General features: G+C 73.6%; 10 protein-coding genes. 3 read left to right on the top strand and 7 right to left on the bottom strand.

All coding sequences use genetic code 11. From position 1 onward, the window contains the following. Positions 1 to 41: 41 nt before the first annotated feature. A complete protein-coding gene (locus OG618_RS23875; protein ID WP_329489582.1) occupies positions 42 to 1,721 on the bottom strand; it encodes a C40 family peptidase in 1,680 nt (559 codons plus the stop codon). A gap of 336 nt (positions 1,722 to 2,057) precedes the next feature. Between OG618_RS23875 and OG618_RS23870 the strand changes: the two genes are divergently transcribed. Then, positions 2,058 to 3,242 carry an inorganic phosphate transporter gene (locus tag OG618_RS23870; protein ID WP_329489581.1) on the top strand — a complete coding sequence of 395 codons (1,185 nt, stop codon included), beginning with the start codon at positions 2,058 to 2,060 and terminating at the stop codon, positions 3,240 to 3,242. Positions 3,243 to 3,268: 26 nt separating this feature from the next. Beyond that, positions 3,269 to 3,523, top strand: a complete 255-nt coding sequence (locus tag OG618_RS23865; RefSeq protein WP_329489580.1) for a hypothetical protein — start codon at positions 3,269 to 3,271, stop codon at positions 3,521 to 3,523. Positions 3,524 to 3,608: 85 nt separating this feature from the next. Here OG618_RS23865 and OG618_RS23860 read toward each other — a convergent pair whose 3' ends face one another. Together OG618_RS23860 and OG618_RS23855 are read right to left on the bottom strand one after the other, a co-directional pair. Continuing rightward, positions 3,609 to 5,162: an MDR family MFS transporter gene (locus OG618_RS23860; protein WP_329489579.1), complete on the bottom strand. Its 1,554-nt coding sequence runs from the start codon at positions 5,160 to 5,162 to the stop codon at positions 3,609 to 3,611. Positions 5,163 to 5,320: 158 nt separating this feature from the next. Beyond that, positions 5,321 to 5,779 (bottom strand): MarR family winged helix-turn-helix transcriptional regulator, encoded by a 459-nt coding sequence (locus tag OG618_RS23855; RefSeq protein WP_329489578.1) that lies wholly within the window; start codon positions 5,777 to 5,779, stop codon positions 5,321 to 5,323. Positions 5,780 to 5,890: 111 nt separating this feature from the next. On the opposite strand from OG618_RS23855, the gene OG618_RS23850 reads away from it, so the two are divergent. Further along, positions 5,891 to 6,934: an ABC transporter permease gene (locus tag OG618_RS23850; protein ID WP_329489577.1), complete on the top strand. Its 1,044-nt coding sequence runs from the start codon at positions 5,891 to 5,893 to the stop codon at positions 6,932 to 6,934. Positions 6,935 to 6,970: 36 nt separating this feature from the next. Here OG618_RS23850 and OG618_RS23845 read toward each other — a convergent pair whose 3' ends face one another. The 4 genes from OG618_RS23845 to OG618_RS23830 all read right to left on the bottom strand — a co-directional run bounded on the left by OG618_RS23845 (position 6,971) and on the right by OG618_RS23830 (position 12,288). Then, a complete protein-coding gene (locus OG618_RS23845; RefSeq protein WP_329492244.1) occupies positions 6,971 to 8,185 on the bottom strand; it encodes an ROK family transcriptional regulator in 1,215 nt (404 codons plus the stop codon). Positions 8,186 to 8,338: 153 nt separating this feature from the next. After that, positions 8,339 to 8,860, bottom strand: a complete 522-nt coding sequence (locus tag OG618_RS23840) for a GtrA family protein (protein WP_329489576.1) — start codon at positions 8,858 to 8,860, stop codon at positions 8,339 to 8,341. 112 nt (positions 8,861 to 8,972) lie between these two features. Beyond that, on the bottom strand, positions 8,973 to 11,366 hold the full coding sequence (gene lon, locus OG618_RS23835; RefSeq protein ID WP_329489575.1) for an endopeptidase La: 2,394 nt from the start codon (positions 11,364 to 11,366) through the stop codon (positions 8,973 to 8,975). Between the two features lie 163 nt (positions 11,367 to 11,529). Beyond that, the gene (locus OG618_RS23830) at positions 11,530 to 12,288 is read right to left on the bottom strand and encodes a rhomboid-like protein (protein ID WP_329489574.1); all 759 of its coding nucleotides are present in this window, start codon (positions 12,286 to 12,288) and stop codon (positions 11,530 to 11,532) included. Between the last annotated feature and the right edge of the window lie 502 nt (positions 12,289 to 12,790).

Below are 12,790 nucleotides of genomic sequence, written 5' to 3'. Positions count from 1 at the left end.
ACGGCCCGGGGCTCCCCGGGCCGTCGGGCCGACGGGCCGAGCTAGTGCTGGCCCGCCGGCAGCGGGGTGGCCGAGGTGGAGCCCGGGGCCGAGGCGGTGGACGAACCGGTACGGGTGCCGCTGGGCGAGCCCGCGGGAGTCCCGGCCGGCGTCCCGGCCGGCGTCCCGGCCGGCGTCCCGGTGGGGGTGCCCGTCGGGGTACCGGTCGGCGTTCCCGTGGGCGTCCCGGTCGGCGTGCCCGTCGGGGTACCGGTCGGCGTCCCCGTCGGGGTCCCGGTGGGCGTGCCCGTCGGCGTTCCCGTGGGCGTCCCGGTCGGCGTACCCGTCGGGGTGCCGGTCGGCGTCCCCGGGTCGGTCGGCGTCCCCGGGTCGGTCGGCGTGCCGGTGCCGGGCTGCGGGGTGCCGGGCGTCGGCGTCCCCGGGGTGGGCGTGCCGGGCGCGGTCGGCGTGCCGGGCGCGGGGTTCGCCGCGTTCGGGTCGACCGGCACCTGGTTGGCCGGGCTCGGGGCGATCGGGGTGACGCTGTCCCAGCCCGCCGGGAGGTCCGGCACCTTCCAGGCACCGCCCGCCTCGTCCGAGGCGGTCTCCGGGTCGGGGCGGACGGCACCGAGGATCGGCATCGAGCCGATCGGCGACACCTTGATCACGGCGCCCGGGCGGGGCGCCTGGACGACCAGCCCGCCGCCGATGTAGAGCGCGACATGGGTGGCGCCCTCGAAGTAGATGACCAGGTCACCGGGGCGCAGCTGGTTCAGCGCGACGTGCTGGAGCTGGGCCCACTGCTCCTGGCTGGTGCGCGGGATCGGCTTGCCGGCGTGCAGCCAGGCCTGCGAGGTGAGGCCGGAGCAGTCGAAGACGTCCGGGCCGGCGCCGCCCCACACGTACGGCTTGTTGAGCTGCGCCAGCGCGTACGCGACGGCGGCGCGGCCGGCCAGCGACGGGGTGCGCTCGCCCTTGCCGAGGGCGCCGGAGGCGAGGAAGGCCAGCTGGGCCTCGTCGGCCTTGGCCTTCTCCAGCTGCTCCAGCTCGGTGCGCTGGGCACCGGTGAGCGAGGAGACCAGCTGCTCGACGGCTGCCAGGTCGGTGGCGAGCTTGGCCTTGGCCGCGTCCTGCTGGGCGACCAGTGCCTGGGAGTTCTTCAGCGCCTCCTCGCTCTGCTTCTGCAGGCCGGTGAGCGCTTCGCGGTCGAGCTTGAGCCGGTCCAGGAACTCGGACTGCGAACGGCTCGCGGCGGAGAGCAGTTCGGCGATGGTGACGGCCTCGTACGGGTCCTGGGAGAGCAGCAGTTCGGCGTAGGCCGAGGTGGCGCCGTTGCGGTACTGGGCGGCGGCGAGCTGGGCGGCCACGTCGGTACCGGCGTCCACGAGCTTCTGCTGACGGTCCAGCCGGTCGCCCAGGTCGGTGACGGTGGCCTGCTGCTCGGCGACCTTGGTGACGGCGGCGTTGAACTGCTCGGTGGCGGCCTCCGCCCCCGTGTACAGCTCGTGCAGCCGGTCGAGCAGCGGCCCGAGGGTGGCCTTGGCCTCCGCGAGCGGGTCCGCGCCGGGCGCGGCGGCCGGGGCGGTGATGCCCGGGTTGCCCGGGTCCGGCGCCGCGTAGGCGGCCTGGGCGGCCAGCGGCAGCGCCAGCGCGGCGGCCGCCAGGACGGCTCCGCAGCGCAGGGCGGCCCGCACCCACGGTCGTGTTCCCGCTGTCTCCGTGCGCTGTGCGGCCCCGCCCATGGATTCGTTCCTCCCCGCCCCTGCCGATCCCCGGGATGCCCGGATCCTCGCCGATCCTGTCATGGGTCACCCGGCAGAAACAGACCGCACCCGTACGGCCCGATGAATTCTTCGGTCGGTTGTGAGACAGGTCTCAGCAAACCGGAGCGAACCAGGACGTTCTGCGCCAATGCCCAGTTCAGCGGGCCCGGGGACACCTCCTGGCAAGGTCATGGCAACCCCTGGGACACGTCCGGAACCACGCGGCCCGTCTCAGTTCACCTTCCGTTCACCGAGGCTCCCTACCGTCGCGATCGACACCAACGTCAGTGCGACAACTACGACGATTGTTTGGGTATGGAACACATCTCGTTCCTGGTGGCCGTTGTGATCATCACGGCGCTCGCCTTCGACTTCACCAACGGGTTCCACGACACCGCCAACGCGATGGCCACCTCCATCGCCACCGGAGCCCTTCGACCCAAGGTCGCGGTCACCATCGCGGCCGTCCTCAACTTCGCCGGGGCGTTCCTCTCGGTGAAGGTCGCCACCACCATCTCCGGCGGCATCGTCAACGAGAAGGCCGGGATCCATCCGGAGATCATCTTCGCCGCACTGGTCGGCGCGATCCTCTGGAACCTGATCACCTGGCTGAGAGGCCTTCCGTCCAGTTCGTCGCACGCGCTCTACGGCGGCCTGATCGGCGCCACCGTGGTCGGCGTCGGTCTCAACGGCGTCAACTTCGACACCGTGGTCACCAAGATCCTCATCCCGGCGATCGCCTCCCCGCTGGTCGCGGGCCTGGCCTCGTGGGGCGCCACGAAGCTGGCGTACGCGATCACCCGCAAGAGCGACGGCGCCACCGTCACCAAGGGCTTCAAGACCGGCCAGGTGTTCTCCTCCTCGCTGATCTCGCTGGCCCACGGCACCAATGACGCCCAGAAGACGATGGGCATCATCACCCTGACCCTGGTCTCGGTCGGCGCCCTGCCGACCGGCGCGCTGCCCCCCACCTGGGTGATCGTCTCGGCCGGTGCGGCGATCGCGCTCGGCACCTACATGGGCGGCTGGCGGATCATCCGCTCGATGGGCAAGGGCCTGGCGGACATCCAGGCCCCGCAGGGCTTCGCCTCCGAGTCCGCCGCCGCGACCGTCATCCTGACCTCCTCGCACATGGGCTTCGGCCTCTCCACCACCCAGGTCTGCTCCGGCGGCATCATGGGCGCCGGCCTCGGCGGCCCGAAGGGCGAGCTGCGCTGGAGCCTGGTGCGCCGCATGGTCTACACCTGGGGCCTGACCCTGCCCGCCGCCGCCACGGTGGCCGGCCTCGCGGCCCTCGTGGTCGAGCAGGGCACCTGGGGCGTGGTCCTGGTGGGCGCCGTCCTGGTCGCCGGCTCGGGCGCGATGTGGCTGATCTCCCGCCGCCAGCCGGTCCACGCGGACAACGTCAACGAGGCCGGCGAGATCACCCCGGTCGAGATCACCCCGACCGCCGCGGCCGGCACCCCCACCACTCCCGCCTCGACCACGGTCGCGGCCTGAGCGCCGACGGCTGAGGAGCACACAGCATGCACATCAAGTGGAACGCCCTGGCCCAGACCGCCGGCTTCAGCTTCGGCATCACCGTCGCGGTGGTCACCGTCTTCGCGCTGGGCATCCTGGCCCTCTCCCGCCGTGAGGCCGCGCTGACCGCGCAGCGCTCGGCGGCCGGCTCCGACGCCCCGGCCGGCGGCGGCCGACTGGCCCTGGCCGGTGCCTACACCTGCTTCGCGGTCTGCGGCGCCGCCGTCCTCTACGGCCTGTCCCTGATCGCCGGCCACTGACGCACGGAGTACGGCGAAGGCCGGGGAGCGGTGGTCCGCTCCCCGGCCTTCGCCGTGTCCTGCCCCGTGCCCCCGCCGGCGGCGGTCAGCCCTGGTGGCCGGTGCGCAGCACGGTCTCGCGGATGAACAGCACCGTCACGAAGGCCAGCAGCGCGAACGGCGCCGCGACCAGGAAGACCACGCCGACCCCGTGCCCGAAGGCGTCCGTCACCAGCGGGACGAGCGGGGCGGGCAGCTTGTGCAGGTCCGGGATGCCGCCGCCGGCCGCGGCGCCGGTGGCCGGGACGTGCGCGGCCGCCAGGTTCTCCGTCAGGTAGTGGCCGACCCGGTTGTTCATCAGGGCCCCGAGGGCGGAGACGCCCATCGCGCCGCCCATGGTGCGGAAGAAGGTGACCACCGAGCTGGCCGCGCCGAGCTCGTGCCGGGGCACCGTGTTCTGCACCGCGAGCACGAGGTTCTGCATGGTCAGGCCGAGGCCGATGCCGGTGATCGCCATGTAGACGGCGAGCAGCACGTAGTCGGTGTCGGCCCGGGCGGTGCCGAGCAGGGCGAAGCCGACGGCCAGCATCAGGGTGCCGGCGACCAGGTAGGCCTTCCAGCGGCCGTACTTGGTGATCAGCTTGCCCGCCACGGTGGAGGCGACGGCCAGGCCGAGGATCATCGGCAGCGTCATCAGGCCGGCGATGGTCGGGGACTTCTCCCTGGCCAGCTGGAAGTACTGGCTGAGGAAGGTGGTCGCGCCGTACATCCCGATGCCGACCAGCACGCTGGCGACCGCCGCCAGGGTGACGGTGCGGTGGCGGAAGAGGCTCGGCGGGATGATCGGCTCGGCCGCGCGCTTCTCGATCGCCACGGCGAGCCCGCCCAGCACCAGGCCGCCGCCGACCATGGCCGCGGTCTGCCAGGAGAGCCAGGCGTAGTTCTTGCCGGCCAGCGTGATCCAGATCATCAGCAGGCTGACGGCACCGGTGATGACCAGGGCGCCCAGGTAGTCGATCTTCACCTTGCGCTTGACCACCGGCAGCTTCAGGGTGCGCTGCAGCACCGCGATCGCGGCCAGCGCGAAGGGGATCCCGACGTAGAAGCACCAGCGCCAGCCGAGCCAGGAGGTGTCCACGATGACGCCGCCGATCAGCGGGCCGCCGATGGTGGCGAGGGCGAAGACCGCGCCGAAGTAGCCGCTGTACCGGCCGCGCTCGCGCGGCGGGACCATCGCCGCCAGGCAGATCTGGGCGAGCGCGGTGACACCGCCGGCGCCGATGCCCTGCAGCGCGCGGCAGGCGATCAGCTCGCCGGTGTTCTGGGCGAGGCCGGCCAGCGCGGACGAGGCGATGTAGATCACCAGGGCGATCTGCAGGAGCAGCTTCTTGCTGGCCAGGTCGGACAGCTTGCCCCAGATCGGAGTGGAGGCGGTGAGGGTGAGCAGGGTGGCGGTGATCACCCAGGTGTAGGCGGACTGGCCGCCGTGCAGGTCGGTGAGGATGCGCGGCAGGGCGTTGGAGACGACGGTCGACGACAGCACGGCCACGAAGAGGCCGAGCAGCAGGCCGGACAGGGCCTCCAGCACCTGCCGGTGGGTCATGGGTGTGTCGTCGTCGGCGGTGGCGGCTCCGGTCGCGGCTCGGGTGGTGACGGTCATCTGGGTCCTTCGGCGGGTGCGGGGCGGAAGCGGGAGGCGGCGACGAGGGACGGAAAAGTCGTTGCCTTAAGCAACCATAGGATCAATGGTTGCTTAAGGCAACTTTCTTCAAGCCCAAGTAAAGTCCCGCCCCGCGACCCGCGCCGGACCGCCGGACCTCAGGTCCCGACGGCCTCCCCGACCACGTCGTTGAAGCGGTGCAGCAGCCCGGCGAAGCGGATCACGTCCTCCTCGGACCAGTTGGCCATCAGCTCGCGCACCCGCTCGATCCGGGCGTCCCGCGCGCCCAGGTAGCGCCGCCGGCCGTCGTCGGTGAGCGAGACCAGCGCGGACCGGCGGTCCAGCGGATCCGCCTCCCGGGTCACCAGGCCCAGCTCCTCCAGCGCCCGGATCTGCCGGCTCACCGTGGCCTTGCCCACCGCGAAGTGCACGCCGACGTCGGTCACCCGCACCCGCCCGGCCTGCTCGATGTAGCCGAGCATGCTGTACGCCGCCCCCTCCAGGCTGGGGTGCACCCGGCGGGAGAGTTCCGCCACCCGGGCCCGGCCCCGGCGGAACATCAGCGCGACCTCGCGCTCCACCGCCAGCAGGGGTTCCTCGTCATTCGCCGCACTCACCGCGCAAGTATCCCGCAGCACAGTGCCCCCACATACGGCGCGGGAAATCGGGAAAGCCAACTACTTGATGGTATGAAGTATCCGTTTTTCCCGATACGCAAGGAGATGTGGATGACCACCCCAGGGCAGGGACCGAGGCCAGGACTCGTCGCCGAACTGAAGGGGGCGGTCACCCCGCGCGCGGCGCTGCTGGTGATCGCCGTCCTCCTCCTCCAGCTCGGCTTCATCACCTCGTACGTCGGGGCGCTGCACAGCCCCACCCCGCACGAGCTCTCGATCGCGGTGGTCGCGCCGCCGCAGGTCTCCCCCAAGCTGGTCGAGGCGCTGGAGGGGGTGCCCGACAACGCGGTACGGGCCTCCACCGCGCCCGACGCGGAGACCGCCACCGCCCGGATCAAGGACCAGAAGCTCTACGCCGCGCTGGTGGTGGACCCGGCCGGCACCGAGGACACCCTGCTGGTCGCCAACGCCCGCGGCCCGGCCGCCGCCCGGGCCGCCCAGACCATCGTCACCGCGGTGGACCAGACCCAGGGCCGGACGGTGCGCACCGTCGACACCATCCCGCTGGCCAAGGGCGACACCAACGGCCTGTCCTCCTTCTACCTGGTGATCGGCTGGTGCGTCGGCGGCTACCTGGTCGCCTCGATCCTCGGCGTCAGCGCCGGGGCGAAACCCGCCAACGCCTACCGGGCGGCCATCCGGCTCGCCGCCCTCGCGCTGTACTCGATCGCGGCCGGCATCGGCGGGGCGGTGATCGTCGGACCTGCGCTGAACGCCCTGCCCGGCTCGTCCTGGGGGCTCGCCGCGCTGGGCGCCCTGGTGGTGTTCACGGTCGGCGCGTTCACCATGGCGCTGCAGTGCCTCTTCGACATCATCGGGATCGGCGTCGCGGTACTGATCTTCGTGGTGCTCGGCAACCCCAGCGCGGGAGGGGTCTTCCCGCCACCGATGGTGCCCCCGTTCTGGCGGGCCATCGGCGCCTGGATCCCGAACGGCGCCGGCACCGACGCGGCCCGCTCGATCGCCTACTTCGGCGCGACCAACCTCACCATGCCGCTGCTCGTGCTGCTGGTCTGGGCACTGGTCGGCGTCGCCGTCACCTTCGCCGCCGTGCTGCGCCGGCCGCGCGGGGGCCGCGAGCTGCCCGCCGGGTAGCCCCACCGCACCGCCCGGGCCGGCCCGACACCGCCCCTACCCGTCGAGCCGGCCCGGGTCCGCGACGATCGCCCGGACCACGCCGACCGCCGCCCCCAGCAGCGGCCCGCGCCGGCCCAGCCGGGAAACCGCCAGCCGCTCCTCCGTCCAGGGGCGGACGGTCACCCGGGCCGCCAGCTCGGCCCGCATCCCCGGCAGCAGCCAGGGCGCCAGCCGGGCGTAGCCGCCGCCCAGCACCACCTCGGCCGGGTCGAGCAGGTTGACCGCCCCGGCCGAGGCGATCCCCAGGGCCGACCCGGCCCCGTCCAGCGCCCCGCGGACCTCCTCGTCCCCGGCCCCGGCCCGCTCGGCGAGCAGGGCGACCCAGTCGCCCCGGATCCCCTCCAGCCCCGCCGCCCGCAGCACCGCCGCCTCCCCCGCGTACTGCTCCAGGCAGCCGTGCGCCCCGCAGGCGCAGCGCGGTCCGTCCGGGTGGACCGGCACGTGCCCCAGCTCTCCGGCGTAGCCGTGCGCCCCACGCATCAGCCGGCCGCCGACCACGATCGCCGAGCCGACCCCGGCCTCGGCCGAGACGTGCAGGAAGTGATCCGGGGCGCCGCCCAGCCAGAGCTCGGCGAGCCCGCCCAGGTTGGCCTCGTTCTCGGCCTCGACCGGCAGCTCGGCCAGGCCCTGCGCGCCGGCCGCGCGCAGCGCCGGCCGCAGCTCGGCGGCCAGCGGCACGTCCTGCCAGCCCAGGTTGGCGGCGCGCTGGAGCACCCCGTCGCCGTCGCCGACCAGGCCGGGCACCGCGAGCATCAGCCCGGCCGGGCGCAGCCCCGCGTCGACGACCGCCCGGCGCAGCAGTTCGGCCAGGTCGGCCATCACGGCGGCGGGCCGCCGGTCCCGGTTGCGGATCTCCTGACGGTGCCAGGCGCGGACCTCGCCGCGCAGGTCGACCACGCAGGCGCCGAGGTGCTCGACCCCGATCTCGGCGCCCAGACCCGCCGGTCCCTCGGGGTTGAGCCCCAGGGCCGTCCCGGGCCGGCCGACCTTGCCGCTGGGCGCCGCCGGACCCTCCTCGACCACCAGCCGGGCCGCGATCAGCTCCTCGGCGAGCGAGGACACCGCCGCCCTCGTCAGCCCGCTCTCCGCGGCGACCTCCGCGCGCGAGCGCGGGGCCCGCGCGATCACGCCGAGCACCAGCGCCAGATTGGCCCGCCGCATGCCCTGCTGGCTGGCCGGCCCGGCCCGGCGGCCGTCCGTCTCGCGCATCGCGCTCACCCCGCTCAGCTTCCGCCCGCCCCGCCGGTGGGCGGGTCCCGCAGTTCGGACCGGTGTCTGCAGCGTAACCGCGTTCGGCCGGGCGCTCCCGCCGGGCCCTGGGGCGCCGGATCGGCCGCTCCGGCGCCCCGCCGCGCCGGGCCGCTACGGGATCCGCTGCGGCTGCTCCACGCGGGGGGCGACGGGCTCGGGGAAGCGCGTGAAGACCCAGCGCTGCATCGCCCAGAAGCGGAAGAGCATCGCGACGAAGGTGCCGAGGACCATGCCGCTCAGGAAGTCGGCCACCTCCTGGGTGAAGGGCGTCACCTGCGGCTCGCGCAGGTCCAGGACGTAGCGCGAGACGATCAGCGGGAGGTCGTTGACGCCGATCGCCACCACGCTGACGAGCAGGAACAGCAGCACCTCACGCCGGTGGCCGCGGGCCCGGAAGGACCACCGGCGGTTGAGCACGTAGGAGACGGTGGTGGCCACCACGGTCGCGATGGTGAGCGCCACCACCGGTTTGTGCTCCAAAAGGGTGAATTTCAGTGAGAAGTTGATCACTGTTGTCAGAACGAAGCACGTCCCCCCGACCAGCAGGACCTTCACCAGCCTGCGGTGCCTGACCAGGAACGGGCGCAGCCCCGCCGGCACCTTGGCCAGGGCGCGCTGAGTGGGGGACGGCATCTTCGCAGTTTCGCACGGGGCCCGCCGACGCTCCCTCCGACGGAATCGGCGGGAAGGCGGCCCGGCGGGAGCAGCGCGCTCCGCCGGGCCGCCGCCCGTTCCCGTCCCGCCGTCAGGCGGCGACCAGCACCTCGGCCGGCTCCAGGGCCAGCTCCAGCACCTCCCGCACGTCCGCCACCGGGTGGACGGTGAGCCGCTCCAGCACCTCGGCCGGGACGTCGTCCAGGTCGGCCTCGTTGCGCTTGGGGATGATCACCGTGCTGACCCCGGCCCGGTCGGCGGCGAGCAGCTTCTGCTTCACCCCGCCGATCGGCAGCACCCGCCCGGTCAGCGACACCTCACCCGTCATCGCCACGTCCGTGCGCACCCGGCGGCCGGAGAGGAGTGACGCCAGGGCGGTGGTCATGGTGATGCCGGCGCTCGGCCCGTCCTTGGGGACGGCCCCGGCGGGGACGTGCAGGTGCACGCCGCGGTCGCGCAGCGAGGTGACCGGCAGCTCCAGCTCGGCGCCGCGCGAGCGCAGGTAGGAGAGCGCGATGTGCGCGGACTCCTTCATCACGTCGCCCAGCTGCCCGGTGAGGGTGAGCCCGGTGCCGCCCGTCTCGGCGTCCGCCAGCGAGGCCTCGATGTACAGGACGTCACCGCCGGCGCCCGTCACCGCCAGGCCGGTCGCCACACCCGGTACGGCGGTCCGCCGCTCGGCGGGCTCCTGGGCCGCCTCCGGGACGTGGTGCGGCCGGCCGATCAGCGCGCGCAGCTCGCCCGCGCCGATCGCGGCGGGCAGCTCGCGCTCGCCCAGCTCGGCCTGCGCGGCGATCTTGCGCAGTACCCGGGCGATCGAGCGTTCGAGGGTGCGGACGCCGGCCTCGCGGGTGTACTCCCCGGCGAGCTTGCGCAGCGCCTCCTCCTCGACGGAGACCTCCTCGCTCGTCAGCCCGGCCTTCTCCAGCTGGCGCGGGAGCAGGTGGTCCCGGGCGATGACGACCTTCTCGTCCTCGGTGTAGCCGTCCAGCCGGACCAGCTCCATCCGGTCGAGCAGCGCCTCCGGGATGGCCTCCAGCACGTTGGCGGTGGCGAGGAAGACCACGTCCGAGAGGTCCAGCTCGACCTCCAGGTAGTGGTCCCGGAAGGTGTGGTTCTGCGCCGGGTCCAGCACCTCCAGCAGGGCGGCCGCCGGGTCCCCCCGGTAGTCGGAGCCGACCTTGTCGATCTCGTCGAGCAGGACGACCGGGTTCATCGAACCGGCCTCCTTGATGGCGCGCACCAGGCGGCCGGGCAGCGCGCCGACGTAGGTGCGCCGGTGGCCGCGGATCTCCGCCTCGTCCCGGACGCCGCCGAGCGCCACCCGGACGAAGGTGCGGCCCATCGCCCTGGCCACCGACTCGCCCAGCGAGGTCTTGCCGACGCCGGGCGGGCCGACCAGGGCCAGCACCGCACCGCCGCGGCGGCCGCCGACCAGGCCGAGCCCCTGGTCGGCCCGGCGCTTGCGGACGGCCAGGTACTCGACGATCCGGTCCTTGACGTCCCCGAGGCCGGAGTGGTCCGCGTCCAGCACGGCGCGGGCGCCGGCGATGTCGTAGGCGTCCTCGGTGCGCTCGTTCCAGGGCAGCTCCAGGACGGTGTCCAGCCAGGTGCGGATCCAGGAGCCTTCGGGCGACTGGTCGGACGCCCGCTCCAGCTTGTCGACCTCCTTCAGCGCGGCCTCGCGGACCTTCCCGGGCAGGTCGGCGGCCTCGACCCGGGCGCGGTAGTCGCCCTCCTCGTCGGCCGGGTCGCCGTTCAGCTCGGCCAGCTCCTTGCGGACGGCCTCCAGCTGGCGGCGGAGCAGGAACTCCTTCTGCTGCTTGGCCACGCCCTCCTCGACGTCCTTGCGGATGGTGTCGTTGACCTCCTCCTCGGCGAGGTGGTCGCGCAGCAGGGTGAGGGCGTACTCCAGGCGGGCCACCTGGTCGGCCTCCAGCAGCACCTTGAGCTTCTGCTCCGCGGTGACGAAGGACGCGTAGCCGATGTTGTCGGCCAGCTCGCCGACGCCCTCGATCTGGGCCACCCGGTCGACGATCTGCCAGGCGCCGCGCTTGCGCAGCCACTGGGTGGAGAGCACCTTGTACTCCCTGACCAGCTCGGCGGCGCGGCCGGCCACCGGCGTGCCCTCCGAGGACTCCCGGAACGGTGTGGTCTCCACCCAGAGCGCGGCGCCGGGCCCGGTGGTGCCGACGCCGATCCGGACCCGGCGCACGGCGCGGACCAGCGCGGCCGGCTCCCCGTCGGCCAGCCGCCCGACCTGCTCGACGGTGGCGAGGGTGCCGACCGCCGCGTACGAGCCGTCCACCCGCGGCACCAGCAGCACCTGGGGCTTGCCGGCGCCGGCGGCCGCGGCCCGCGCGGCCTCGACCGCGGCACGCACCTCGGTGTCCTTGAGGTCCAGCGGGACGACCATGCCCGGGAGCACGACCTCGTCGTCGAGCGGCAGTACGGGCAGGGTGAGCGGAGTGGACGTCGATGCCATGATCTCTCCCCAGTCAGCGAAGTTGAGTTGACCTGACTAAGGTTTCGCGGCCATGGAATGTTCCCCCCGTCCTGTTCGCCGGGAGCGAACAAGAAGGGGTCCGGGAAGGGGTGTCAAAAACGCCTCATGGGGGCGCACACCGCCCCCCGGGAGCACCCGGGAGTCACGCGCGGTCCAGCAGGGCGGTCGCCCCCTGGGCCTGCGCCGGGCCCGTGGCGCCGACGGCCGCCGCCTCCGGGCGCCGCCACCGGGGGCCGGGCCCGTTCCGCAGCCAGCGCCAGAGCGCGACCCCGGTCAGCAGCGCCACCGGGTGGCCGACCCCGGTCACCAGGTCCCGGTCGCCGGCGATCTGCTCGGCGACCAGGACGGCGGCGCCGCCGAGCGCGAGCAGCCGCCCGCGCGGCGGCAGCAGCCCGGCCAGCGCACCGAGACTGACCAGCACGCCGTAGCTGACCCCGATGTCCAGGCAGTCCAGCGCGCGGGGCTCCATCCGGCCGGTCGCCACGGCGGTGATCACCACCGACTGGGAGAGCACCGTCGCCGTGACGTGCCCGATCCCGAAGACCGCCGCGGCCCGGACGGCGCCCACCCGGCGCTCCAGCGGCGCGACGGTGAAGGCGAAGGCCCAGAGGTAGGGCATCCAGATCGTCCCGGCCACCCAGAAGCCGCTGAACAGCAGGGCGCGCAGCGGGTGGTGGACCAGGTTGTGCCCGTCCGAGCTGGAGGCCTCCTGCAGCCGGAGCACGAGGCCCGGGTCGGCCAGCCCGGCGAAGGTGGTGGTGGCCACGACCACGGCGAGGTAGCCGAGCGCGAAGGGGTTGCGCCGGGGCGTCGGCACCCGGGCGAGCACCCAGGCGGCCAGGCCGGTCCGCAGGCCGAACCGGAGCATCCCGTACGGCGGCCCCGGACGCGGCCCGCTCACCACAGCGTTCCTCCGCAGCTCCGCCATGCCGCCTCCGCTCCAGACCCGCAGCCTCCGGCCCCCGTCCGGTGCTCAACGTACCGGCGCGCGCCGGAAATCCCGCCTGTGCGACTTGTCGTGACCACGGTACTTCGGGGTCCTGGGAGCCAGCTGGGAATACCCCGTGAACATCATGTGGCGCGCGACTCCACGATTGGTACAGACCTGCACTCCGTCTACGCACGAGTAGCGGCTCTGACCGGCGGCTTGTCGTCAACTGGAGTGCATACGTACCGTTACGCAGTGAAAAATCGGCGGGTAAGGTACTGGCCCGTGCCCACTTCCGAGTGGGTCCGACGGGCGGCCGGACGGCCGGCCCACGGGCCGGAAACATCCGGTCCACCTGCCGGGAAGCACCGGGTGTCCGTACGCTGCGAAGTGTGCGGGAGCGGTGGGCAGTCCACACCTGTCCTCCGACTCCGCACGCGCTACGGGACGGCGGACCCGGCACAGTCCACGACGG

Source organism: Kitasatospora sp. NBC_01246 (assembly GCF_036226505.1).
GTDB lineage: Bacteria > Actinomycetota > Actinomycetes > Streptomycetales > Streptomycetaceae > Kitasatospora.
Note: the sequence above shows the minus strand (reverse complement) of the source record. Positions and strands in the feature narration are given on the sequence as shown.